Here is a 25,277-nt window from a genome sequence, read left to right as displayed (position 1 = left end):
TGGGCGGGTGGGCAGGAACGGGGCTCCAGGGGGCGGAGCCCCCTGGAGGCTCACCTCAACTCCGCGAGCCCCCGACGAGTGGCGGCAACCACCACCCGGTCCCCCTTCTCCAGCACATGCCCGGAAGGCGTACCGACCCGCCCCAGCAACGCCAGCACCCGCCACGACCCGGCCCGGAACGCCTCCCGCACGGTCCGCCCCTCGAGCTGGGGATGCCCGTCCACATCGACCGCGGCGAACAACAGCACCCTGCGCTCCACGGCGACAGCCCCGAGCACCTGCCGGCCGAGCATCGCCCCGGCGAACGCGGGAGCGGCCAGGTGGGTGACGCTCCGGCTCCGGGTCAGGGCGTGCGGGTAGGCGGCCCGGAGGGTGCGGTAGACGGCGGTGGCGAAGTCGTCGTCGTACAGCCGGAGCACCACGCGCAGATCGGGCCGTACGGTCCGCGCGTACAGCACCGCTTCGAGGTTGGTGGTGTCGGCGCTGGTCACCGCGAGCAGCGTCCGCGCCCGGTGGATCTTGGCGGCCTCCAGGACGCCTTCCTGGGTGACGTCGCCGAGCACCACCGGGACCCGCAGCCGCCGGGCGGCGGCCAGTCCGCGGGCCTCCGGGTCGGACTCGACGCACACCACGGGGACGTTCAGTTCCCGCAGCCGGGTCAGCACCCGGGTGCCGATCTTGCCGAGTCCGAGCAGCACGACGTGCCCGCTCAGACCGCGGGGCGGCTTGCGCAGGGCGGAGGCCGTGCGGAAGGTGCCGAGCGCCTCGAGCCCGGCGGCCAGCAGTACCGGAAGCAGCAGCAACCCGACCAGTGCGGAGAGGAGTTGGAGCAGCTGGCGGCCGAGAGACGCGCCGAGCGCCGGGTCGTCGATCGCGAACAGGTCGAGGAGGGTGACGTAGAACGCCCGCAGCGGATGGATCCCGGTCACCAGCCACAGGGCGACGGCAAGGGCGACCACACAGCCCACGAGGCCGGCCACGGACCAGCGCAGCCGGCGCGAGAACAGCGAGGCGAGCGGCGGTACGACGGTCCCCGCGCGGGTGGGCGCGGCGGACTCGGTGCCGCCCGCGGAGGACACGTGTTCCAGCACCACGGCCTGCCGCCCGGCGGCCTGCCGTACCTCGGCGTCGTCGGGCAGCAGCCGGGGCTGCTGTTCCCCGCCCCCGTCCGGGTCGCCGCCCGACAGCAGGGCGAGGGTGTACAGCCCGGGGCCGGCGTCCGGCCCGTCCGCGGGCAAGGGCCGTTCCACGGCGCGCAGCAGCAGCCCCTCGGTCTGGACGACCTTGCTGGTGCCGGCGAGGGCGGTGGCGGCCAGCGCGGGCGCGGCGGTGTCGGCGTCGGACAGCACGGTGGTGGAGGCCTCCGCGGCCCCGCCCGTACCGTTGCCGGCGGCCAGCGTGGCTGCCTGGTCGAGGAGTTCCTCGATGTGCTGGCCCAACCGCCGGTTGTAGAGCCGGAGGACGAGCCGCAACCGCGGGTTGAGCCGACGGGCGGTCAGGGCGGCGCGGATGTTGGTCTCGTCGTCGTCGTACACGAGCGCCAGCGCTGCGGCGTGGGCCACCCCGGCCGCGGCGAGCACCTCCTCGGTCAGCTCGAAGGCTTCCAGTACCTCTTCGCCGTCCGCCCATTGGCCGCCCGTGGTGCCGGAGGGCCGGCCGTCGCCGCCGGTCCGGCCGACGGTGCCCACCGCCGCATGGACCACCCTGTCGAACAGCGCCGCGGACGCGGACCGCGTCCGTCCGACCACCGGGGGCCGGGCGGTGCGCCCGTTCGGCGGCACGACGAGGGTGACCCGCTCGCCGTGGACCCCGCGCAACTCGGCGGCCAGCCGGTGCGCGAGCCCGTCGTCGCCGCACACCACCATGTGCGCCGGTGGGGCCCCGGGGCCGCCTTGATTCGGAACGCTCGCCACAAGGGAAAAGAGTGCCCCAAGGAGATGCGTGGTTCCAGCAACGGCCTGAACGTCCCTGCGACGGCTCGCGTAGTGAGGGGGAGGGAGAGCAGCAGCCGGAGGTAACCGCCCGTGGCCATCACCGAAGACGCCCCGCCCGGCGAGGACACAGGGCACCCCGCGCCCCCGCCCGGCCGGGAGGCATCCCGGCTCAGCTCCCCTCTGGTGCTGACGCTGACGCTGCTCCTGGCAGTGCTCGCCCAGTCCCCGATCCGCGGACTCCTCGGCACCCCGCCGATGCAGAGCTGGATGACGGTGTTCGTGGCGGTGACCGTCCAGGCGCTGCCCTTCCTCGTCCTCGGCGTGCTGCTGTCGGCGGCGATCGCCGTGTTCGTCCCGGCGTCCTTCTTCGCGCGCGCCCTGCCCCGCCGCCCGGCCCTGGCCGTGCCCGTGGCGGGAGTCGCGGGCGCGGTGCTGCCGGGCTGCGAGTGCGCGTCGGTGCCGGTGGCCGGCGCCCTGGTCCGCCGGGGCGTGACCCCCGCCGCGGCGCTCGCCTTCCTCCTCTCCGCACCCGCGATCAACCCCATCGTGCTGACCGCCACCGCCGTCGCCTTCCCCGGGCACCCCGAGATGGTCCTGGCCCGGTTCCTGGCGAGCCTGCTGGTGGCCTGCGCGATGGGCTGGCTGTGGCAGCGCCTCGGCCGCACGGACTGGCTGCGCCCGCCGGAACACGGCGCGCACGAAGGCGAGACCAAGGGGGAGACGTTCTGGAACGCGGTGCGTCACGACACCGTGCACGCCGGTGGTTTCCTGGTGCTCGGCGCGATGGCCGCGGCCACGCTGAAGGCGGCGGTGCCGGCGGAGTGGCTGGGCGCGGCGGCCGGCACCCCGGTGTTCTCTGTGCTCGCCCTGGCCGTACTGGCCGTGCTGCTGTCCATCTGCTCGGAGGCGGACGCGTTCGTCGCGGCCTCCCTCACCCAGTTCTCCCCGACGGCCAAGCTGGTGTTCCTGGTGGTGGGCCCGATGATCGACCTCAAGCTGTTCGCGATGCAGGCCGGCACCTTCGGCCGGGCCTTCGCGCTCCGCTTCGCCCCGGCCACCTTCACGCTGGCCGTTGCGGGCGCCGTCCTGACCGGGGCGGTGCTGCTGTGAACCGTCAGGCCCAGGCGGCCGTCCTGTTCCTGCTCGGCGGTGCCCTGCTGCACGCGGGCACCACCGACCTGTATCTGCGGTACGTCAAGGCGGACCTGCGTCCGCTGCTGCTGGCCTCGGGCGCGGTCCTGGTCGTGGCCGCGCTGGCGACGGTCCGCTACGACCGCCGGCGCACCCGGCGGGGCCCGGAGCGGCATCACCATCCTGAACCCCGGATCTCCTGGCTGCTGGTGCTCCCTCTCCTCGCCCTGATCCTGATCGCCCCGCCGGCCCTCGGCTCCTACAGCGCCCTGCGCTCCGGCACGGCCCTGCAGAAGCCGTACGCCTACGGCCCGTTGCCCGCGGGCGACCCGGCCCCGCTCTCGGTCGTGGACTACGCCTCCCGCGCGGCCTACGGCCACGGCCGCTCACTGCACGGCCGTGCGGTCCGCGTCACCGGCTTCCTCGCCCTGGACCACGCGGGCCGGCCGTACCTGGTCCGGATGGCCCTCAACTGCTGCGCGGCGGACGCCCAGCCGGTGAAGATCGCGCTGACCGGCGCCCTGCCCCCGGTCCTCCGTCCGGACGCCTGGCTGGAGGTGACGGGCAGATACACGCCCCGCCTGGCCCACGACCCGGTCAACGACGGCCCTGTCCCGTACCTGGCGGTCACCTCCGCGCGGCCGGTGCCGGCGCCGCGCGACCCGTACGACGAGACCTGGAACAACTGAGCAGGCGCACCCGCGAAAGAACCGGCGTGCCCCGGGGTGACCGGTACCCGTGAGAGAACCGGCGTGCCCCGGGGTGACCGGTACCCGTGAGAGAACCGGCGTGCCCCGGGTGACCGGCACCCGTGAGGGAATCCGCTACCGGCCGGAGCCGGCGCTCTCGAAGTCGAACCGGGCGAGATCCCTGAGCCACGCCTCGGCGTTGCCGTCCGACGGGGCGCGCCAGTCGCCGCGCGGGGAGAGGGAACCGCCGGCCGAGACCTTGGGCCCGTTGGGCATGGCCGAGCGCTTGAACTGGGAGAACGCGAAGAAGCGGCGGCAGAACACCTCCAGCCAGTGCCGGATCTCGGCCAGGTCGTAGGCCACCCGCTTGGCCTCGGGGAAGCCGGGCGGCCAGGCGCCGGCCTCCGGGTCGTGCCAGGCGTGCCAGGCCAGGAAGGCGGTCTTCGAGGGGCGGAAGCCGTAGCGCAGCACGTGGAAGAGGGTGAAGTCGTGCAGCGCGTACGGGCCGATCTTCGACTCGGTGGACTGCATCTCCTCGCCGGGCACCAGCTCCGGGCTGATCTCGGTGTCCAGGATCGCGGCGAGGACCTTGCCGGTCTCGTCGTCGAACTGCTCGCTGCTGATGACCCAGCGGATCAGGTGCTGGATCAGTGTCTTGGGGACGCCGGAGTTGACGTTGTAGTGGCTCATCTGGTCGCCGACGCCGTACGTGGACCAGCCGAGCGCCAGCTCGGAGAGGTCGCCGGTGCCGAGGACGATGCCGCCGCGCTGGTTGGCCAGCCGGAACAGGTAGTCGGTGCGCAGGCCGGCCTGCACGTTCTCGAAGGTGATGTCGTACACCGGCTCGCCGGAGGAGAACGGGTGGCCGATCTCCTTGAGCATGAGCCGTGCGGTCGGCGTGATGTCCAGCTCGGCCGCGGTGACGCCGAGCGCGCGCATCAGCTTGTGGGCGTTGTCCTTGGTGTGGTCGCTGGTGGCGAAGCCGGGCAGGGTGAAGGCCAGGATGTCGCTGCGCGGCCGGCCCGCGCGGTCCATCGCCCGGGCGGCGACGATCAGCGCGTGCGTGGAGTCGAGGCCGCCGGACACACCGATGACGACCTTGGGTCCGCCGATCGCCGCGAGCCGCTGCTGGAGCCCGGCGACCTGGATGTTGTAGGCCTCGTAGCAGTCCAGGGCGAGCCGTTCGGGGTCGGCGGGCACGAACGGGAACCGCTCCACGCGCCGCCGCAGCCCGAGGTCGGTGAGCGGCGGGTCCAGCTCGAAGGAGACCGTCCGGAAGTCGCCGGTGCGCGCTCCGTGGGCCCGGCGGTTGTCGTCGAAGGTGCCCATCCGGTGCCGCTCCTGCCGCAGCAGGTCGAGATCCACGTCGGCGACCGCGTACTGGTCGCCGAGCGGGAAGCGGTCGGTCTCGGCCAGCAGCACCCCGTTCTCGTAGATCATGGTCTGGCCGTCCCAGGACAGGTCGGTGGTCGACTCGCCGAGACCGGCCGCCGCGTAGACGTAGGCGGCGAGGCAGCGGGAGGACGCCGACCGGCACAGCAGCCTGCGGTCCTCGGCCCGGCCGACCGTGATCGGGCTGCCGGAGAGGTTGACCAGCACGGTCGCCCCGGCGAGCGCGGCCTCGGCGCTCGGCGGCACCGGCACCCACATGTCCTCGCAGATCTCCGTGTGCAGCACGAGCCCGGGCACGTCCTCGGCCGCGAACAGCAGATCCACCCCGAACGGCACCTCCGCGCCCGCGACGCGGATGGTGCCGCCCCGCTCGTCGTGGCCGTCGGCGATCTGCCGGCGCTCGTAGAACTCCCGGTAGGTCGGCGGGTACGACTTCGGTACGACACCGAGGACGCGTCCGCGGTGCACGATCACCGCGCAGTTGTAGATCCGGTGGCGGTGACGCAGCGGGGCGCCGACGACCAGCACCGGCAGCAGCTCCGCGGACCCGGCCACGACCGTTGCGACCGCCTCCTCGACCCGGTCGAGCAGCGCGTCCTGCAGCAGCAGGTCCTCGATGGAGTAACCGCACAGGCCCAGCTCGGGGAAGACGGCGACGGCGACGCCCTCGTCCGCGCACCGGCGTGCCTGGCGCAGGACCGCTTCGGCGTTGGCCTGCGGATCGGCGATGACGGTGTGGCCCGTGCACGCGGCGATGCGCGCGAAGCCGTGCTGATAGATCGACCAGAAGTTCAACGGGGCTTCCTTCATGATTCAACAGACCGCACAGACGAAGCGAATCTCCTCCAGGAAGAAGCCTAGATCCCAGCCGCCCGGCACCCCTGACCGGTCGCCGCGGGCTCCCGGCCGCCGGATCGCACCGCGAGCGCTGTGCGTTCACGTAAGCCGCCGTAAGAGTCCCGTCAAAGCCGTCAGCCCCGCCGTAAGGGACCTGTCAACGGGTGACCGGATCCGGCCACACAGGCGGTTACCTCGAAACGTCCGATTCAACCGACCCTCATCCAGGAGTCCGCGATGGCCGATCTGGCCTTCGTCGTCACCGTGCTCGCGGGATTCGCGCTGGTGGCACTCGTCGCCAAGGGGGTGACGAAGCTGTGACCGCCGAGAACATCGTCGGCCTCGTCGTGGCCGTCGCCCTTCTGGGCTATCTCGTCCTCGCCCTGATCTTCCCGGAGAGGTTCTGAGAACAGTCATGGGTCCCGTAACCGCAGGCGTGCTCCAGCTGCTCGCCCTCATAGGCGCGCTGGCGCTCGTCCACATCCCCTTCGGCAACCACATGGCTCGGGTCTACTCCTCGAAGCGTCACCTCCGCGTCGAGAAGTGGATCTACAAGAGCATCGGCGCCAACCCCGACGCCGAGATGACCTGGCCCGCGTATCTGCGCGCGGTGCTCGCCTTCTCGGCGGCCGGCGTCCTCTTCCTCTACCTGCTGCAGCGCCTCCAGGGCGTCCTGCCCGGCTCGCTGGGCTTGTCGTCGGTGAATCCGGCGCAGTCGTTCAACACGGCCGTGTCGTTCGTGACGAACACCAACTGGCAGTCGTACTACGGCGAGCAGACCATGGGGCACGTCGTGCAGACCGCCGGTCTGGCCGTGCAGAACTTCGTGTCGGCGGCCGTGGGCATGGCCGTGGCCGTGGCGCTGGTGCGCGGTTTCGCGCGCTCGCGCACGGGTGAGCTGGGCAACTTCTGGTCCGACCTGGTGCGCGGCACCCTGCGGATCCTGGTCCCGGTCGCGGTCCTCGCCGCGGTGATCCTGGTCGCCTGCGGCGCGATCCAGAACTTCTCCGGCATCCATGAGGTCGGGCAGTTCATGGGCGGGTCGCAGCAGTGGAACGGCGGTGCGGTCGCCTCCCAGGAGGCCATCAAGGAACTGGGCACCAACGGCGGCGGCTACTTCAACGCCAACTCCGCCCACCCCTTCGAGAACCCCACCCCGTTCACCAACCTCTTCGAGATCTTCCTGATCCTGGTGATCCCGTTCACGCTGACCCGCACCTTCGGCGTGCTGGTCGGAAGCGTCAAGCAGGGCTACGCCATCCTCGCCACGATGTTCACCATCTGGCTCGGTTTCACCGCGCTGATGATGTGGACCGAGTTCGCCCACCACGGCCCGGCGCTCCAGGCCGCCGGCGGGGCGATGGAGGGCAAGGAGGTCCGCTTCGGCGTCGGCGGCTCGTCGGTCTTCGCCGTGGCCACCACGCTCACCTCGACCGGCGCGGTGGACTCCTTCCACTCCTCCTTCACCGGCCTGGGCGGCGGCATCACCATGCTCGGCATGATGCTGGGCGAGATCACGCCCGGCGGTACCGGCTCCGGCCTCTACGGCATCCTGATCATGGCGGTCATCGCGGTGTTCATCGCCGGCCTGATGGTGGGCCGTACGCCCGAGTACCTGGGCAGGAAGATCGGCGCCCGCGAGATGAAGCTCGCCGCCTGCTACCTCCTGATCACCCCGGCGCTGGTGCTGGTCTTCACCGCGGCCTCCATGGCGCTGCCGACCCCGCCGGACTCGATGCTCAACTCCGGTGCGCACGGATTCTCCGAGGTGCTGTACGCCTTCACCTCCGCGGCCAACAACAACGGCTCGGCGTTCGCCGGCCTGAACGCGAACACCGACTGGTTCAACACCATGACCGGGCTCGCCATGCTGCTCGGCCGCTTCCTGCCGATGGTGTTCGTGCTGGCGCTGGCCGGCTCGCTCGCCGGGCAGAAGCCGGTGCCGGTCACGGCGGGCACCCTGCGCACCGAGAAGCCGCTGTTCACCGGCCTGCTGGTCGGCGCGATCCTGATCATCACCGGTCTCACCTACTTCCCGGCCCTGGCGCTGGGTCCGCTCGCCGAGGGGCTCGCGTGATGACGACCGACATCAAGAAGCACGAGGACTCCATGTCCACTCCCACCCTTGCGCCCCACCAGGACGCGCCGACCGGACACAAGCCCGCCGAAAGCCGTGTCGGCGCCGGCCTGTTCGATCCCAAGGCGCTGGTCAAGTCGCTGCCGGAAGCGTTCCGCAAGCTCGACCCGCGGGTGATGGTCAAGTCCCCCGTGATGTTCGTGGTGTGGATCGGCTCCGTCCTGACCACCGCCTTCTCCTTCAAGGACCCGGGCGACTGGTTCGGCTGGACCATCAGCGCCTGGCTGTGGCTGACCGTGATCTTCGCCAACCTCGCCGAGGCGGTCGCCGAGGGCCGCGGCAAGGCGCAGGCCGACACGCTGCGCAAGGCCAAGACCGGCACGATCGCGCGCCGGCTGCTGGAGGACGGCTCCGAGGAACAGGTGCCGGGCAGCGCGCTGACCATCGGTGACCTGGTGGTCTGCGAGGCCGGTGACATCATCCCCGGCGACGGCGACGTCATCGAGGGTGTCGCCTCGGTGGACGAGTCGGCGATCACCGGCGAGTCCGCTCCGGTGATCCGCGAGTCCGGCGGTGACCGCTCCGCGGTGACCGGCGGCACGAAGGTCCTCTCGGACCGGATCGTCGTCAAGATCACGACGAAGCCCGGCGAGACCTTCATCGACCGGATGATCAACCTGGTCGAGGGCGCCGCCCGGCAGAAGACGCCGAACGAGATCGCGCTGAACATCCTGCTGGCGTCGCTGACGATCGTCTTCCTGCTGGCGTGTGCCACGCTGCCGCCGTTCGCCGGCTACGCGGGTACGCACCTGACGATGGTCGTACTGGTCGCCCTGCTGGTCTGCCTGATCCCGACCACCATCGGCGCCCTCCTCTCCGCGATCGGCATCGCGGGCATGGACCGCCTGGTCCAGCGCAACGTGCTGGCGATGTCGGGCCGCGCGGTCGAGGCCGCCGGTGACGTCTCCACGCTGCTGCTCGACAAGACCGGCACCATCACCCTCGGCAACCGCCGGGCCGCCGAGTTCGTGCCGGTGCACGGCACCACCGAGGCCGAGGTCGCCGACGCCGCCCAGCTCTCCTCACTGGCCGACGAGACGCCCGAGGGCCGCTCCGTCGTCGTACTCGCCAAGGAGAAGTACGGACTGCGCGCACGCCACCGGGGCGAGCTGGCGCACGCCGAGTGGATCGCCTTCACCGCCCAGACCCGCATGTCGGGCGTCGACGTCGACGGCCGCAAGATCCGCAAGGGCGCCGCGGCCTCGGTCGTCGCCTGGGTGAAGGAACAGGGCGGTGAGGTCGCACCGGACGCCCGGCAGCTGACCGACCGCATCGCCGAGGCCGGCGGCACCCCGTTGCTCGTCGCGGCCGAGGACGCCGAGGGCGCCCGCGTCCTGGGCGTCATCCACCTGAAGGACGTCGTCAAGGACGGCATGCGGGAGCGGTTCGGGGAACTGCGCCGCATGGGCATCAGGACCGTCATGATCACAGGTGACAACCCGCTGACCGCCAAGGCCATCGCCGAGGAGGCGGGCGTCGACGACTTCCTCGCCGAGGCCACCCCCGAGGACAAGATGGCCCTCATCAAGCGGGAGCAGGCCGGCGGCAAGCTGGTCGCGATGACCGGCGACGGCACCAACGACGCCCCGGCCCTCGCACAGGCGGACGTCGGCGTGGCGATGAACACCGGTACGTCGGCCGCCAAGGAGGCCGGCAACATGGTCGACCTCGACTCCAACCCGACCAAGCTGATCGAGATCGTCGAGATCGGCAAGCAGCTCCTCATCACCCGGGGCGCGTTGACGACGTTCTCCATCGCCAACGACGTCGCGAAGTACTTCGCGATCATCCCGGCGCTGTTCGCGGTGGTCCACCCGGGCCTGGACAAGCTGAACATCATGCAGCTGTCCTCGCCCGACTCCGCGATCCTCTCCGCCGTCGTCTTCAACGCGCTGATCATCATCGCCCTGGTGCCGCTGTCCTTGAAGGGCGTGCAGTACAAGCCGGTCAGCGCCGACCGGATGCTCCGCCGCAACCTCGGCATCTACGGCATCGGCGGCCTGATCGCCCCGTTCATCGGGATCAAGCTCATCGACCTGCTCATCTCCCTCATCCCCGGGATCGGCTGATCGCCATGCACAACTCCGTTACGAACACCGCCCGGTTGCTCGGGGCGGGCCTGCGAGCGCTGCTCGTGCTGACCCTGGTCACGGGCGTCATCTATCCACTGGTCGTCACCGGCATCGCCCAGGGGCTGTTCCCCCACAAGGCGAACGGTTCCGAGATCACGTCGGACGGCAAGGTCGTCGGCTCCTCCCTCACCGGTCAGTCCTACGACCTGCCGCTGAAGAAGGGACAGGAGTCCCCGGAACCCGACCTCAAGTGGTTCCAGGGCCGCCCGGCCGACGGGCTCGGCAGCAACAGCATCAACACGCAGTACAAGCTGATCCTCTCCGGCGCCACCAACCTGGCCGCCGACAGCGGCGCGGTGAACGGCACGTGCCCGGCCGAACCCGAGGACGGCACGCTCTGCGCCCAGGTGCTGTCCGCCAAGGCCGCCGTGGTGAAGGACAACTCCGTCCCCGGCTACACGGTCAAGCCGTCCCAGGTCCCCGCCGACGCCGTCACCTCCTCCGGTTCCGGCCTGGACCCGGCCATCTCCCCGCAGTACGCCGAACTCCAGGTCCACCGGGTCGCCGTGCAGAACGGCCTGCCCGTCGCCGCGGTGGAGAAGCTGGTCACGGACCACACCGAGGGCCGCACCCTGGGCTTCATCGGCGAGCCGCGGGTGAACGTCCTGGAGCTCAACATCGCGCTCAAGGACCTCGCGGCCCAGAACTGACGGGCTCACCCGAACGGCCCACCAGGTACGTCAGCATCCCGTCAAGGTCGCCCGGACGACCGTCAGCATCGCGTCAGGGCCTGTCCGTCACCGGGGTACGCCGGGCATAACGTCGATGCCGAGCCCCGGCCCGCCTCCCCGCCGCCGGGGCACCTCACACGACACTCTCCTTCCTTCCGGGAGGTCCCACATGGCAGAAGTCGGCTACGGCGAAGACCCCGAGCCCTCCGAACGATTCCCGGCCGGCCCCCTTTACGTCCCGGTCCGGCCGGGCACCTTCGGATGTGCGGCCCGGCTCTTCCGCACCCCGCTCGGCGAACGCACCGCCGTCGGTTTCACCACCGAGCTCCGGCTGACCACCACCCTCGGCCCCGGCCAGCACTGGATCCGCCTCGCCGAGCCCGCGCTGCGCACGCTGGCCGCACTGCTCGGCGTCACCACCGTCACCGTGGACCCGCAGTTCACGGCCCCGGCTCCCGCACCGATCACCTCGGTCCCGTCCGGGATCCCCGCACTGCGGACCGCCTGAGAGGGACAGACACGATGACCACGGTTCACGAACCCACCACCGCGGCCTCCGAGTCGGCGGTGTGGCCCGCGTCCGCCACAGAGTCCCGCCCGGGCGACCTCGCCGTGGGCGGTGTACCGCTCGCCGGCATCGCCGACCGCTTCGGCACCCCCGCCTACGTCCTGGACGAGGCCGAGGTCCGCGACCGCTGCCGTACCTACCGGGCCGCCTTCCCCGACGCCGAAGTCCTCTACGCCCTCACCCCGGGGGAATGCGCACGCGTCGGCACGATGGCTTCGTGGCTGCCCTGGAGCACACCGCGTCGGAGAGCACGGCGTACCGGCGACCGGGGCCGTACCCCGGTGCCTACCGACCGGTGCGGACGAGGCACACGATGGCCGTGGGAGAAACAGGTCAGAGGCCCATACGCGTGATCGCGGCTGGGCCTCTGAGCGTTTGGGGCGGCCGTGCCGAGGGGCGTGACCCGGAGGTCCGCGCCACGGGTGTCATGGACTCGGTTCCGGGGCGAGCAGCGGGGCGCAAGTCCGCCACGGCAACCCCGGGTGCCATGCGCCGCCCTTCAGCGGTCTGTCACACCCCTAGGGCGCCTCGTCCCCCTCGTACGGGCAGCGACGGTGACAGGTGAGGCACACTCTCCCCTCTGTCGCCGGAGGGCCGACGGATCTTTTCACGGTGTGCCGGTCTTGTTGAAACCCTTGTCCAGATAGGGGGACTGGTCGACGACGAAGCCATCGTCCGCGACCAGGCGGGCGATGCCGCCCCGGTCCCGCCACACCTCGCCGGAGGAGCTGAAGGAGAAGCCGCCGTACTCCGGGTGGTTCTCGTTGGTGTAGACGCGGTAGCGCTGGCCGGGCTGGATGACCGTCCCCGGCGGGAAGGGGAAGGAGTGCCCGGTGGGCTTGGCTTCCACCTTCCAGCCGGTCAGGTCCTGCGGCCCGCCGCCCTTGTTGAAGATCTCGACGTATTCGTCCGCCTGACCCGTGCTCGTGCCCTGATAGCGCAGGCCGGAGATGATCACGTCGGGCTCTTCGAGCGTGAAGATGCACACGACGTCGGCGAAGTTGATGCCGCCCTCCGGGCTGCGGAACTGCTGGACGATCTGGCCGTTGCGTTTGAACCCGGTCAGGACCGCCCGGTACTGCTTGCCGTCGACCGTGACGGTTTGCGGCTGGGACCTGGTCTCCAGATCGACCAGGTCGTCGTCCGCGGGGCTGGTGCCGGTGCTGTTGGGCGTCTCGTTGTGGTGGAAGTTGAAGGCGAGGTCGGTCGTGCTGCCGTCCTCGAACATCACGTTGATGGTCAGCTGGACGTCGAACTGGCTCGGGCTGACAGTCGTGGGCTTGTTGCGGTGCACGAAGGTGCCGACGACGAACTCGGTGCCGTCGAGCTGGACGTCCGCGGCCTCACCGCGGAACTGGTACCCGCTCTGGCTGCCGGCGCTGCCCCACTGGATGTAGTCGGTGCCCAGGCCGTTGACCGGCGAGATGCCGGGATTGGTGGACGTGAAGACGCCGGAGGTGACGACGGTGGTCATGGTGTCTGCTCCCGCTCTCTCAGTCCTCGTCCTCGATGACCTCGGCCTTGAGCTTGGCCGGCGGCGCGGTGCCGATCTGGGCGGAGCCATCGGTGTGGCGGCCGGTCCTGGCTCCGTCGACGGCTTCGAGGCCGCAGGTGTAGACGATGCAGTCCTTGTCCTGGTCGCTCGTGTTCAGGTGCACGTGGTAGGTGAAGGTCAGGGTGCGCCCGTCGTCGCTGACCTTGGCCTTGACGGGGGGCAGGTTGCCGCCCGTGGTCTGGTCCATGCGCTTGTACTGGGCGCCCACCGCACCGTTCCAGCGGAATCCGGTCGGGGCGGTGAAGACGTGCTCGCGTTCGCCGGCGTCGACCGTCTCGCTCCAGTTCGGCGTGCGGACACAGACGTTGATGGTGGTGCCGAGGCCCCCGGGAGCGTCCTCGACTCCGCCCTCCTGCCACACCACGAGATCGAGTTTCTGGGCACGGCCTTGTTCGTAACCCCAGTCGTAGCCGTTCGCGTACTGGTCCTTCTCGCTGCGCGTGCCGTCGCGCGGCGGGTCGGCGTAGGGCTTTCCGGCCAGCGCATCGGCGCGTCCCTGTTCCTCCCCCCGCTTGTAGGCTTCCTTCTTGGTCTCCACGTCGGTGCTCATCTACGAGTCCTCCTGGGGCTGTGATCGAAGCGTGCGACGGAAAAAGAGGCGTCCTGGTACGAGTCGCCCGGGCCCGCAGGGGCGGCCAGGGCTCGGCCGCGCACCGCGCGGTTCACCGAAAGCGGAACGTCATGAAGGCTCCCTCCGAAGACGGAACCCAGGACGCCGCCTGCGGCTTCGAGCGGGTCGTTTCGCGTGGATGTCGCGGCACGCACCGGACTTTCATCCGGGTCCATCGTTAGCCCGGACCCACCGGTGCTATGCCGCCGTTCCCCCGTTTGGAATGCGGAATCGATTCTGCGTCACTTGTTCGAGTGCGGTTGAGGCGTGAAACGGCGCAAAGGCGCGGAGTGGAGCGCATCAGTCCGCGTCCCGCTGAAGCCGCCGGCGCCCGCCGTCTTCCCCTCGTACGGATCCCGTTGCCGTCCGTTTCTCCCGGCTCCCTCGTGCGGGTGGCGCGCTCGGTGCCTGCTCCTGCGGTGCCCGTCCTGCCGGTATGCAGGAGAAACACCAACGTCGGTACGGAAGGAGACGCAGATGCGGGAGACGAGGCCGTGGACGTGGGAGGTGCCGGGCGCCAGCGAGGCCCGGCCGCGCTCGTGCCGGGCGGTGGCGGCGTGATGGCCGAGGCCGAGGCCACGGCGCGGCGGCGCAGGCCGGATTCGCCGGAGGCGGGCGGCCCACCGGACACCATGGCGGGCGACGGCACGGCCGGGTTCTCCGGGGACGGCGGGCCCGCGCCGGACGGGCAGCTGGCCTTCCCGGCAGATGTGGCCGTGGGCGGCGGCGCGGTCTTCGTCGCCGACCATGCGAACCACCGGGTCCGCCGGATCGACGGCACCGGCACCCTGACGACGATCGCCGGGGACGGGCTGCGGGGTTTCGCCGGGGACGGCGCCGACGCTGTACGTGCCCGCCTCGGCTTCCCGTCCGCGCTCGCGGTCGCCCCGGACGGAGGCGTGTTCGTCGCCGACGAGATGAATCACCGGATCCGCCGGATCGACCCCTCAGGTGTCATCGGCACCGTCGCGGGAGACGGTTCGCGCGGTGAAGGCGACGGTGACGGCGACGGCGGTCCGGCCGACCGCGCCCGGCTGGACGCCCCGTGCGCCGTGGCCGTCGACGACGCCGGATCGCTGTACGTCGGGGAGGCGGGCACTCCCCGAGTACGCAGGGTCGACGGTGAGGGTGTCATCAGCACGGTCGTCGCGGCATCCGGACGGTCCGAGGACCCGGGTGCGGCCGACGCGGGCGAGGCGTTCCTGCCCGCCGGCCTGGCGGTCGACGCGGCCGGCCGGCTGTACATCGCCGACCCGGAGGGCCGGCGGGTACTGCTGCTCGGCTCGGACGGAGCGCTCCGGGTACTGGCGGGACCGGACGGGGACGCCGGCGCCACGGTGGTCGACTGGAGCGCACCGTGCGCCGTGGCAGTCGACGGTGAGGGCGCGCTCTACGTCGCCGACCTGACCGGACACCGCGTGTGGCGGTTGGCCGACGGAGCGGCCCGGGTCGTCGCGGGGCAGCCGGATCCCGCGGCCTGCGAGGCCACCGAGCCCGGTGACACGGCCGATGCCGTCGTCCACACCCCACTGCGATACCCGTGTGGTCTCGCCGTGGATCCGGCCGGGCGCTTGCTCGTGGCGGACAACTTCCACCACCGGATCGCGGTCTTGCCCCTCACCACCGCTCCCTCCGAGGACACCGAGCCGGTGCGGGACGAGAAGCCGGAGCCAGAACCGGAGCCGGAACCGGAGCCAGAACCGGAGCCGGAGCCAGAACCGGAGCCGGAGCCGGAGCGGAAACCGGAACCTGACCGCGGAGGCGACAACGCGCAGGGTGGTGACGGCGGTGCCGCGTCCGCGCCGACCGCCCGGCTGCTGGTCCGTCAGGAGGTCGGTGTCGAAATCCCGCGCGGCGCCAGCGAGCTGCTGCACGTACGGATCTCCTCTGCCGACCCCTGGGCCCCGGGACGGGTGCAGCACCACTTCACGGCTCCGACGGGTTTCGTCTTCGACGGCCGGGTGACCTGCGCGTACTACCGCGCGGATCGCACGGTGCTCCCTGGTGGAGCGCCGACGGGCACGGTAGGGGACGCTCGCAGGTCGCTGACCGTCACGGACGAGCCCCGCCTGAACACCCCCGGCCATCCGGCGGCGGCCTTGGTCTACACGCTCGGCGTCGGCGCTCTGAGCGACGCCGAGCCGGGCCGGTTCACCGACGGGCGGGCGGTGATCGCGGGCCAGCCGGAAGTGCGCCTCAAGGCGAGCGTCCTCGAAGACGACGAGGACTGACGAGGACTGACGAGGACTGACGAGCGCCGACGGGGACCGACGAGGACCGACGAAGGTAGGCACCAGATCCGAAGCCGTCCGTGGCGGACCACTCGCCATGGGCGGCTCTTTGCATTCTCAAACCCAGAGCACGGAGGTAATCGTTTCTGTGCTCCCAGCTCACCCGCACGGTGGTGACAAGTTGCAGGTGATCGGTAACTTAGAGTTAGCTTTTGAAACGTGTCCACGCCCGCCTCTCCGAGGCTCGGCCCGCCGGGCCCCTTCCCGCATGCTCCGCTTGCCCATCCGCTCGACCGCAAGTGGCTGCACTACGCGTTCCTGTCTCGCTGCGGCCGGCAGGCACTCATCGCGAACCTGTCCGTCCTGGGTTCCTCCGTCGGCTCGGTCTTCGCGGATCCGGGCGCCCCCGCCACCGGGCGCCGCAGCGGCACCGGCACGGCGGCCGAGGGGCAGCACATGGCGATCCTGCTCCTTTACGGGGAGGGGCACGGCTGGAGCGCGACGCAGTTCAACGCCGAACAGCCCGAACTGCCGTGGTCGGCGTTCCGGTTGCCGCATCCGCACGGCGCCCCCGGCGCGTTCCGGGTGGCGGCCCGGTCGGCGGCGCCGGCGGCGGACGTACGGCTGACCCGGACCAGCAGGCCGTGCACGTCGCAGTGTGCGCCGTTCGGCGAGGACGAGCATCTGCGGTGGCAGTCGGAGCCCGGTGTCCTGGGCACCGGAACCCTGCGGCACGGCGACGGCACGGAGACGGAGACGGATCTGCTCGGCTACCACGAGCGGGTACGCGGCCGGTGGTCCTGGCCCACGCTCGGCGGCTGGGTGTTCGGATTCGTCAACGACCCCTCAGGCCCCGTCGACCAGGCCCCGCCCGCGGCGGTCGTCTTCACCCTGATCCAGCCCGCGTATCCGGCGGACGCGGCCAACGGCTCGGTGATGCTGTGGCGCGACGGGCGCATGGTCCGTCACTTCCCGCGGCGCAATCTCCGGGTGGCGGTGAGCGGCAGCCTGGACCGTGACCGGGTGGTGATGGTGCCGCCGCTGGCGGACGTGCTGGGTACCCCGCCGATGGCCGCGGTGCCCGGCCGGCTGCTGATCACCGCCCGGCTCGGCGACGACCGTCTCGTCCTCGACTTCCGCTCGCACACGGCGGGCCGGATCACCAACCCGTCCGAGACCAGCCTGCACCCGTTCAGCGTGCACGAGACCCTTGGCCCGTGCACGGTGGAGGGCCGGGTCGGCGGACGTCGTATCGGGTTCCGCACCGGCGGCATCGTGGAGTTCGCCGGCGGTGCCCATGACTGAGGCCCCGCCCGCGTTCACCGGTGCCCGGCTGCTGGACGAGACCGTTGCCGCACTGTCCGACCGGGCGCCGGCGATCCTTGCCGCTGCGGCCGATCAGATGCGTGGCATCCGGCTGGGCCTGCACTTCAACGACGGCAGTCATGCCACGCTCACCGCGCGGCACAGCCGTCTCGTGGTGGACCGGGACCGCTGCCCGGATCCGGACGTCGAGGTCGCCTTCGACAACCGGGCCATGAACCTGCTGTTCGACCTCCAGCGCCCGCCCGTCGACCAGGTCCTGCCCGACAGCCTCGACGTCCGCGGCTCCCGCGACGACTCCCTCGCCGTGTGGCGGGCCTTCACCCTGCTGTCCCAGCGCGCCGCGGGCCTGCGCAGCATGCAGGAACTGTGGGGGGCCTACCGCGAACAGGCCCCTCAGCTGTGGGGCAGCGCGACACCCGCCGCTCGGGAACCGGCCGCCGACCCGGTCGACTGGACCGCGCTGGACTTTCTCGCCCGTCGCTCCCCTGAGGACGCGCCCGCGCCGCCCGCGCTGATCGGCGACACCACCGTCACAGCGCCGCGCCTGCTGTGGGACGGCCGCGCCAGCACCGACTGGTCGCTGGAGGACACCGTCCATGACGCGGACCTGATGGAGACCATGCGCCGGTGCCGGGCTCGCACCAACGAGGAGATCGAACGGCTGCTGCCGGACCGGGAGCCGCGTGCCGAGTTGTACGACCTCATGCGCTCCTACCCCGCCCGCCAGGGCAAGGGCCTGCGGCCCACCCTGACCATCGCGGCCTGCGCCGCCTTCGGCGGACGCCCCGACGACGCCGTACGCGCCGCCGCCGCACTGGAACTGTTCCACAACGGCTTCCTCGTCCACGACGACATCGCCGACGAGTCCACGCACCGGCGTGGCCTGCCGACCATGCACGAGGAGCACGGCCTGGGCCTGGCCGTCAACGTCGGCGACGGGCTGAACCTGCTCGCCGTCGATGCCGTCCTGTCCAACCTCGAAACGCTCGGCCTGGTCCGCACCCTCGGCCTCATCCACGAGGCGGTGCACATGTGCCGGGAGTCCATCGAGGGCCAGGCCATGGAGCTGGGCTGGATCCGCCACGAGGTCGTCCCCGGGACCGACGACGCCTACTTCACGATGAGCACCAAGAAGACGGGCTGGTACACGTGCATGAGCCCGTGCCGTATCGGCGCCGTCTGCGCCGGCGTCACCGATCCGTCGGTGCTGAGCCGGTTCGACGAGGCGTTCCGCCTGATCGGCATCGCCTTCCAGATCCAGGACGACATCCTGAACCTGGTCGGCGAGGAGGCCCTCTACGGCAAGGAGCCCCTCGGCGACCTCCTCGAAGGCAAGCGCACGGTGATGCTGATCCACCTCTTCCGCACCGCCCACGCCTACGAGCGCCCCCGACTCCTCGACGTCCTGCACAGGCGCCGTACCGACAAGACCCAGCAGCACGCCGAGGAACTCCTCGCCGCCATGCGGCGGCACGGCTCCATCGAGTACGCCACCGACCTCGCCGACCGGCTCGCCGCCGAAGGCATCGCCCGCTTCGAAGAAGACCTGCGGTTCATCCCCGAGAACGAAGGCAAAGCCGTCCTGCGGCAGATCGCCCACTACGTCACCTCGAGGCCACTGTGACCACCACGCCCCCGCCCCCGCCACCGGCCGATCCCACCGCCACGGGCCCGCTGACCCCCACCGACCACCGGGCCTTCGCCTTCCTCGGCCACGTCAACAGCAGTCTGCGCCAGTGCCTGTGCACCCTGGCCAGGCACGGCGTGGCACTGCGCCGCCACGCCCCCGAACGCGCCCGCCTCCTGCTCGACACCGTCCGGCCCTGGCCCCTCTACAAGGGCGGCCAGTTCCTCTTCGACCTGATGGAGTGGGAGGACCTCATGGTCGACGGCGACCCCCCGCCCGTGATGCCCACCGCGCGGATCGTCTCCGCCTGCACGCTTCCCGTGCGGCTGCTCGCCGCGGCCACCGAGGAGGCACCGGAGGCGACGAGGCTGGTTCCCGGCCAGCGCACAGCCGCCGCCCTCGACCTCCCACTCCGCCTGCTGGCCTCCACCGCCCGCACCACCCTCCTGGGCGCCGCGCAGGACCTCACCGACCTGCTCGGCACACCCACCCACCGGGCCGGTACCGACGACGACACCGGACACGAAACCGAGGCGGAATCCGGCCCGGAGGGCACCGATGCCGAACTGCCTCCCCTGGAAGCCGGCTTCTACCTGTACGAGGACATCGCCTTGGGCTTCCTGGCCGTCCTCGGCCCGCTCCTGGCCGACCACGCACCGGCCGACTCCGTGACATCCGCCTAGCTCATGACGCCGGGCACCGCCCTCGACGGTCCATGAGCGGGCCCGGTCCCCAAGCCCGCCACCGGCGGATCCGCTCACGCGGACGCACCCATCCACAGAAGGGATACCCATGGCCACGCAGACGCAGGCCCCCGTCCAGCAGGGTTCCGAGAACAAGCTCTACATCCTTCAGCAGGGCATCGTCGAGGACGCGCCGGGCGGAGTCCCGGCCCACCTCAGCTTCGGCATCCTCAGCACCGTCCCCACCCCGGTGAACCCCGGAGACATCACCTTCGCCCTGAAGGCACCCACCGGTTTCGTGTTCACCGGCTGGCTCTCCTGGGCCTACCACGACGTCAACACGCTGCAGGCGAAAGGCAACCTGGAAACCACCCAGGGCACCCTCAGCGACGGGGGCCGCACCCTGACGTTCACCCACAACCCGTACCTGTCCACCAACCAGGAGTGCCTCGGCTACGGCGCCCAGGTCACCGCCGTCGACGGCGCGACGCCGGGCCGCTACACCGACGGCCAGCTCAAGGTGGGAGCCGCCAACCCGATCAAGCTCAAGGGTCGCGTCCTCGACCCTGACGAGGACTGACCCCCCCCAGAAACGAACCGGCCGTCGGTGGTTCCGCCGACTCCACCCGGAGCCACCGACGGTATGGACAGCAGGGAAAGGCTGGAACGTGTACGAAGCAGCGGGCCGCGGCAAGGACGCTGCCATGATGGTGCGGCGGATTCGGCGGATTCGGCGAATGCGGCGGGGAGAACGAGGAGCGTGGGGGCTGGGGGTGCTTGTCGCGGCGACGCTCCTGGGAGCGTCGTTGCCGGAAAGCGCTGCCGCAGCACAGGAACAGCCCGGGCCCGCGCCGCGCTGGTCCATGCTGTCCGCCTCCAGACGAGTCCTCGCCTGCGCGATTCAGTCCGAACGCTCGGGCGGCCAGTGGATGAGGACCCTATGTGGACGAGCCCGCAGTCCCGACACTGGGGACCCTGATCCACTTCGTCTGGCCCCCTGTGTGGTCCCCCGGGCACGTCAGAGGCCCATTCACGATCACGCGATTGGCCCTCTGATCAGCGTCGGGGGTGGCGGGATTTGAACCCACGACCTCTTCGTGCCGAATAATGTACGGAAAGATCGCTGACCAGGACTATTGAGCATATGGCCAGGTCAGAGCCTTGGTGTGCGTTGGTTGGCGTGGGTGCGGCGCGGCTTCATTTTCTTGATCCGCTCCCCGTTCACTCCCCAAGGGTGGCCCTGAGGGAGCAATGCCGTGCTCAGCGTAGTGAACTCCGACGGCTCCACCGAGTCCGGCTCCCTGATCGACGAGATCGTCTGCGAGGGCGCCCGGCGGATGCTCGCAGCCGCGCTGGGGGCTGAAGTCGAACAGTACATGGCCGAGTTGCCGCCGAGACCGACGAGGGCGAGCGCCGCCTGGTGGTCCGCAACGGCCATCACCGGCCACACACTGTGACCACCGCCGCAGGCGCCGTCGAGGTAACGGCCCCGCTCGTGAACGACAAGCGGGTGGATGCCTCCACCGGAGAACGGAGGCGGTTCTCCTCGAAGATCCTTCCGCCGTGGTGCCGCAAGTCGCCCAAGGTCAGCGAGATGCTGCCGCTGCTCTACCTGCACGGATTGTCCTCGGGGGACTTCGTGCGCGCGCCGGAGCAGTTCCTCGGCTCGGCGGCCGGGCTGTCGCCGGCCACCGTGACCCGGCTGACGAAGCAGTGGCAGGACGACCACGCCGCCTTCCAGCAGCGCGACCTCGCCGACAGCGACTATGTGTACGTGTGGGCGGACGGGGTGCACCCCAAGGTCCGGCTCGGGCAGGCGCACTCCTGCGTCCTGGTGCTGATGGGTGTGCGCCTGGACGGCACCAAGGAGCTGATCGCGCTGGCCGAGGGGCTGCGTGAGTCGACCGAGTCGTGGGCTGACCTGCTGCTGACTGCCGCAGGCGGGGCATGCGCGATCCCGAGCTGGTCGTCGGCGACGGCGCGATGGGCCTGTGGAAGGCGCTCGCCGAGGTGTTCCCGGCGGCCCGGCACCAGCGGTGCTGGGCCCACAAGGCCCGGAATGTCACGAACTCCCTGCCGAAGTCCGCACAGCCGGGCGCGATGAAGGCGATGCAGGAGATCTACAACGCCGAGGACCGCGCGCACGCCGAGAAGGCGATCGAGGCGTACGCGAAGACCTACGGCGCCAAGTTCCCCAAGGCCGTCGCGAAGATAACCGACGACCGGGAGGAGCTGCTGGCGTTCTACGACTTCCCGGCCGGGCACTGGATCCACCTGCGGACCACCAACCCCATCGAGTCGACGTTCTCCACCGTCAAGCTCCGCATCAAGGTCACCCGCGGCGCCGGCAGCCCGGCCGCGCCGTCGCTCGGCGGGAGCTAGTGCTGTGACCGGGAACGTTTGCCGGGTTGAGTAGGCTGAGCCGCTGCGATGAGAGGGGCGGGGGTGGCACGGAGGCCGTCGGTCGATGAAGCCGTGGGGCTACTTGAAGGCGAGCTGAGGGCGGGGCAGCGCGCGCTCGCCGACCTTGGCACGGAAGACGTCTGGCAGGCTTTCCTCCGCTTCGGCCGACGGCTGTTCGACGTCTCGGAAGCGCCTGATGGTGACGGCCTTCTTTTCCAGTACGGAACCTACTCGTTCGACGGTTCTCCGACGTTCACGGTCGACCTGACACGGCAGTTCGAGATCTCCGACGCCGATGGTGATCACGGCCATTACGTGCAGGTCCACTGCGAGGTCCGATACGGATCCGGACCTGCCCTGGAAGCCCTGGGAAGCTTCGACTCGTGGTTCTTCCACGGTGCTGGTGATGATCTCGAAGGATGGGCCCGGGAGCTGACCGGGCTTTCAGCTTGGACGACGGTCAGAATGCTCACGCCGACCGAGATCAGGGTGTTTCAGGAGCGGGTGTAATTGCTCAAGCAGCAGTCGTAGCAGGCGGACCGCCCCATCGGACGTGTCTCTCACTTCGGATGCGGGCGCGTTCACGTTGCTGGTTCGCGAGGACGTCGGGGTGGCGGCGGTTCTGGTTGCGCCAGCGCAGGTAGGCGTGCAGGGCCCGGGTCTGGACGATGTGGTTGGGATGGTTGGAGTTGGCCAGCGTGAACTGTCGCAGCGGTCCGAAGTGGGCCTCGATGGGGTTGGCCCAGGACGCGTAGGTTGGGGTGAAGCACAGCTCGACCTTGTTCCGGTCTGCCCACCTGCGGATTCGCCAGTTCCGGTGGGCGGAAAGGTTGTCGAGGATCACGTAGATCGGAGCGCCGTCCGGGCGGGCGGCGCGGATGGACCGCAAGGCGGCCCGGGTGTGGTCGATGCCCTTGCGGCGCCGGTTGATCCCCCACAGTTTGTCGTCGCCGACCGAGTAGCAGCCGTGGAAGTAGGTAATGCCGTGGGTGCGGCGATAGGTCGCCGGCAGCCGCTCCGGCTTGCCTCGTTCTGCCCAGCAGGAGCCGGCGGTCGGCCGTATGCCGAGTGGGCCGAACTCGTCAAAGGCGAAGGTACGGTCCGGTCGCTTGTTGATGGCGTACTCGATCCGGGATAGCTTGGCGTCGAAGTCCGGGTCCGGGGATTCCTTCCACGTTTTCGTGCGTTGGAAGGAGATGCCGTGGCGGGCCAATAAGCAGCGCAGGGCCTCCCGGCCGATCGTGATCGGCCGGGAGACGTTCCGGCGCAGGTGATCGACTAGTTTGCGGATCGACCAGCGCGTGAAGGGCTTGCCGAGGGCGGTGGGGAGCGTGATGGCCGTCTGGATGACGAAGTCCTCGTCGTCACGGTTGAGTAGGCGGGGACGGCCTCCCGCCCACTGAGGGTTGAGGCATGCGAGGCCGATCGTTGAAGCGGTGGTTCACATCCCTCACAGTGTCCTCGTCTGCCTGCACCAGGCGGGCGATGACCGGGACGGTGCTGCCGCCAGCCGAGGCCGGCAGCATCATCGCCCGCCTGAAGCGCACCGACCTCGTGCTGCCCCTCCGCACGATCTGCTGAAGCCTCTGCCCCTCCTGCTCAGTCAGCCTGCGGACCCTGACCGGTGGTGCCATTCCCGCCCTTTGGTTGGAGATTCACGTCCAACCAGCACAACGAGCAACCCGGCAAACGTTCCCGGTCACAGCACTAGCAAAAAGGCGGTGTCCTGGAGGTGAGCGAGCCCGTTAGAGGACCGGCTCAGCGAATTGATACGCCGACGGCAATGTAGACGGCGCCCTTGCGTGTCCGGAGGGTCGGCGAGATGGCCACCAGCGGTGCCAGATGATCGAGGATGCGGTCGGCCGCGGACTTCGAGATCCCGACAGCGGTGCCACCTGTCGCAACGTGATACCGGTTCGCCAGTACGTCGCTACCGACAACACACGGTCGGCCAGGAGTCGTCGCCAGGGATGGCCGCTGGATGTCGCCGCCGCGGCGCCGCCACCAGCCTGGCGAACTGTACCTCGGTCAGCCAGGAGAAGAGTTCGATCCACTCTGGATCATCCGCTGAGATACCAGCCCACGCACTCACCGCCACACCGGTAACGGGACACCTCTATCCGTGTGCCGGAATTCGGAGCCGAGTGTGCGGATGCGTGGGCGAGCCGCCATCCGGGGGAATTGCGCTGCCATCTGTTTCAATTTCATGGAAAGTACCTCCCGGGCGAGGAAGACTGCTGCTTCCTGTGAGGGCAAGTGCCAGCTGCCGGAGTGACGGGAGGCGAAATCGAATCCGGAATGGCTCGCTGCAAAGACACCCATTCGGCCCAATGTTTGCATACCTTCCTTAACTCGCATTGAACAACTCCGGCAACATCACCCGATGAATCATCGCTTGCGGTGGACGCCTGCGTAAGATCTGCCCACAGAAGAGGCGATTCCGTTGACGAGGAACGCCGGATGTCACCACCCCACGGGAGTTGACCACTCGATGAGACTGAGTATGTCCGATGCGTCGCATCGGAACACAATGACGGCCTGGATCACGGGGGTACTAACCCTGCTGGTTGCGTTGGCCGTTATGGCCGTCACACCTACACGGGCAGCTGCCGTTGCAACGGCGGTGGAACTGGGGACGGCGGAAAGCTTTGCTGTACTCGGCGGCTCCGCAGTCACCAACACCGGCCCCACGGTGATCAATGGAGATCTCGGAGTGAGTCCCGGGTCGGCCGTCACCGGATTCCCTCCCGGAATTGTCAACGGGGCTACGCATGTCACGGATGCTGTGGCTGCTCAAGCGCAGAGTGACCTGACCACTGCGTACAACGATGCGGCCGGGCAAGCACCGGATGTAACGTTCCCCGACGATCCTCCGGTGGAACTCGGTGGGCGGACGCTGACTCCAGGCGTATACAAAGCCCCTGTCAGTGCCGCTATTACTGGCACGCTCACCCTGGATGCTGAGGGCGACCCCGACGCCGTCTGGGTGTTCCAGGTCGGTTCGACGCTGACGACGGCATCCGCCAGCCAGGTTTCCCTCATCAATGGCGCCTCGCCGTGCAATGTGTTCTGGCAGATCGGAAGCTCGGCCACCCTCGGAACCAACTCCGACTTCGTGGGCACCATCATGGCCTTGACCTCTATCAGTGTCACTACGGGGACGAGCATCGAGGGCCGTGCGTTGGCCCGCAACGGCGCCGTGACGCTGGACAGCAACGTGATCACCCGACCGCTGTGTGAGGGCGGCACTACCACGACGGGTGACGACGCCGCTGCGACCACGACGGGTGACGACGCCGCTGCGACCACGACGGGTGACGACGCCGCTGCGACCACGACGGGTGACGAACG

At 70.1% G+C, this 25,277-nt stretch carries 18 protein-coding genes and 4 pseudogenes; 16 read left to right on the top strand and 6 right to left on the bottom strand.

All coding sequences use genetic code 11. The annotated features are described in order from the left end of the window. Positions 1-50: 50 nt before the first annotated feature. Positions 51-1,865 (bottom strand): NAD-binding protein, encoded by a 1,815-nt coding sequence (locus ACZ4SF_RS36760; RefSeq protein WP_468393253.1) that lies wholly within the window; start codon positions 1,863-1,865, stop codon positions 51-53. 159 nt (positions 1,866-2,024) lie between these two features. On the opposite strand from ACZ4SF_RS36760, the gene ACZ4SF_RS36755 reads away from it, so the two are divergent. Further along, on the top strand, positions 2,025-3,044 hold the full coding sequence (locus ACZ4SF_RS36755) for a permease (protein ID WP_468393163.1): 1,020 nt from the start codon (positions 2,025-2,027) through the stop codon (positions 3,042-3,044). Further along, positions 3,041-3,754, top strand: a complete 714-nt coding sequence (locus ACZ4SF_RS36750; RefSeq protein WP_468393161.1) for a TIGR03943 family putative permease subunit — start codon at positions 3,041-3,043, stop codon at positions 3,752-3,754. The genes ACZ4SF_RS36755 and ACZ4SF_RS36750 overlap by 4 nt, the downstream gene beginning before the upstream one ends. A 135-nt stretch (positions 3,755-3,889) precedes the next feature. Here the strand turns inward: ACZ4SF_RS36750 and ACZ4SF_RS36745 are convergent, their stop codons facing one another. Continuing rightward, the gene (locus ACZ4SF_RS36745; RefSeq protein WP_468393159.1) at positions 3,890-5,956 is read right to left on the bottom strand and encodes an NAD(+) synthase; all 2,067 of its coding nucleotides are present in this window, start codon (positions 5,954-5,956) and stop codon (positions 3,890-3,892) included. 344 nt (positions 5,957-6,300) lie between these two features. On the opposite strand from ACZ4SF_RS36745, the gene kdpF reads away from it, so the two are divergent. The 6 genes and pseudogenes from kdpF to ACZ4SF_RS36715 all read left to right on the top strand — a co-directional run. Next, on the top strand, positions 6,301-6,390 hold the full coding sequence (gene kdpF, locus ACZ4SF_RS36740; protein ID WP_016434100.1) for a K(+)-transporting ATPase subunit F: 90 nt from the start codon (positions 6,301-6,303) through the stop codon (positions 6,388-6,390). An 8-nt stretch (positions 6,391-6,398) separates the two neighbouring features. After that, on the top strand, positions 6,399-8,060 hold the full coding sequence (gene kdpA, locus ACZ4SF_RS36735; protein WP_468393157.1) for a potassium-transporting ATPase subunit KdpA: 1,662 nt from the start codon (positions 6,399-6,401) through the stop codon (positions 8,058-8,060). Further along, positions 8,060-10,189 (top strand): potassium-transporting ATPase subunit KdpB, encoded by a 2,130-nt coding sequence (kdpB, locus tag ACZ4SF_RS36730; protein ID WP_468393155.1) that lies wholly within the window; start codon positions 8,060-8,062, stop codon positions 10,187-10,189. Before kdpA ends, kdpB begins: the two co-directional genes overlap by 1 nt. A 5-nt stretch (positions 10,190-10,194) precedes the next feature. After that, a complete protein-coding gene (locus tag ACZ4SF_RS36725) occupies positions 10,195-10,902 on the top strand; it encodes a potassium-transporting ATPase subunit C (RefSeq protein ID WP_468393153.1) in 708 nt (235 codons plus the stop codon). A gap of 190 nt (positions 10,903-11,092) precedes the next feature. Further along, positions 11,093-11,431, top strand: coding sequence for an SAV_915 family protein (locus ACZ4SF_RS36720; RefSeq protein WP_468393151.1), 339 nt, complete (start codon positions 11,093-11,095; stop codon positions 11,429-11,431). A 14-nt stretch (positions 11,432-11,445) separates the two neighbouring features. Continuing rightward, positions 11,446-11,715 (top strand): annotated as a pseudogene (locus ACZ4SF_RS36715) (diaminopimelate decarboxylase); the annotation flags it as partial. 383 nt (positions 11,716-12,098) lie between these two features. Here the strand turns inward: ACZ4SF_RS36715 and ACZ4SF_RS36710 are convergent. Together ACZ4SF_RS36710 and ACZ4SF_RS36705 are read right to left on the bottom strand one after the other, a co-directional pair. Continuing rightward, positions 12,099-12,965: a choice-of-anchor K domain-containing protein gene (locus ACZ4SF_RS36710; RefSeq protein ID WP_468393149.1), complete on the bottom strand. Its 867-nt coding sequence runs from the start codon at positions 12,963-12,965 to the stop codon at positions 12,099-12,101. 19 nt (positions 12,966-12,984) lie between these two features. Then, positions 12,985-13,596: a hypothetical protein gene (locus ACZ4SF_RS36705; protein WP_468393148.1), complete on the bottom strand. Its 612-nt coding sequence runs from the start codon at positions 13,594-13,596 to the stop codon at positions 12,985-12,987. A gap of 554 nt (positions 13,597-14,150) precedes the next feature. Between ACZ4SF_RS36705 and ACZ4SF_RS36700 the strand changes: the two genes are divergently transcribed. The 7 genes and pseudogenes from ACZ4SF_RS36700 to ACZ4SF_RS36670 all read left to right on the top strand — a co-directional run bounded on the left by ACZ4SF_RS36700 (position 14,151) and on the right by ACZ4SF_RS36670 (position 22,436). After that, entirely contained in the window at positions 14,151-15,887 is a 1,737-nt protein-coding gene (locus ACZ4SF_RS36700) for an NHL domain-containing protein (RefSeq protein WP_468393146.1), read from the top strand. A gap of 219 nt (positions 15,888-16,106) precedes the next feature. Then, a complete protein-coding gene (locus ACZ4SF_RS36695) occupies positions 16,107-17,192 on the top strand; it encodes a hypothetical protein (protein ID WP_468393145.1) in 1,086 nt (361 codons plus the stop codon). Beyond that, a complete protein-coding gene (locus ACZ4SF_RS36690) occupies positions 17,185-18,837 on the top strand; it encodes a polyprenyl synthetase family protein (protein WP_468393251.1) in 1,653 nt (550 codons plus the stop codon). Before ACZ4SF_RS36695 ends, ACZ4SF_RS36690 begins: the two co-directional genes overlap by 8 nt. Then, positions 18,834-19,523 carry a hypothetical protein gene (locus ACZ4SF_RS36685; RefSeq protein ID WP_468393143.1) on the top strand — a complete coding sequence of 230 codons (690 nt, stop codon included), beginning with the start codon at positions 18,834-18,836 and terminating at the stop codon, positions 19,521-19,523. Before ACZ4SF_RS36690 ends, ACZ4SF_RS36685 begins: the two co-directional genes overlap by 4 nt. Before the next feature lie 109 nt (positions 19,524-19,632). Beyond that, positions 19,633-20,103 (top strand): hypothetical protein, encoded by a 471-nt coding sequence (locus ACZ4SF_RS36680; RefSeq protein ID WP_468393141.1) that lies wholly within the window; start codon positions 19,633-19,635, stop codon positions 20,101-20,103. A gap of 676 nt (positions 20,104-20,779) precedes the next feature. Then, a pseudogene (locus tag ACZ4SF_RS36675) lies at positions 20,780-21,884 on the top strand (IS256 family transposase); the annotation flags it as partial. Positions 21,885-21,968: 84 nt separating this feature from the next. Continuing rightward, positions 21,969-22,436 carry a hypothetical protein gene (locus tag ACZ4SF_RS36670; RefSeq protein ID WP_468393139.1) on the top strand — a complete coding sequence of 156 codons (468 nt, stop codon included), beginning with the start codon at positions 21,969-21,971 and terminating at the stop codon, positions 22,434-22,436. Positions 22,437-22,440: 4 nt separating this feature from the next. Here the strand turns inward: ACZ4SF_RS36670 and ACZ4SF_RS36665 are convergent. Continuing rightward, positions 22,441-23,560: pseudogene (locus ACZ4SF_RS36665) on the bottom strand (IS630 family transposase). A gap of 130 nt (positions 23,561-23,690) precedes the next feature. Continuing rightward, positions 23,691-24,000 (bottom strand): annotated as a pseudogene (locus ACZ4SF_RS36660) (transposase family protein); the annotation flags it as partial. Positions 24,001-24,429: 429 nt separating this feature from the next. Between ACZ4SF_RS36660 and ACZ4SF_RS36655 the strand changes: the two are divergent. After that, on the top strand, positions 24,430-25,277 hold an 848-nt coding region (locus tag ACZ4SF_RS36655; RefSeq protein WP_468393137.1), incomplete at its 3' end, for an ice-binding family protein.

The sequence above is a fragment of the Streptomyces sp. NPDC027663 genome, assembly GCF_055566415.1.
The sequence above is the reverse complement of the archived record's forward strand: the minus strand, read 5'-3'. Positions and strand labels throughout refer to the sequence as shown.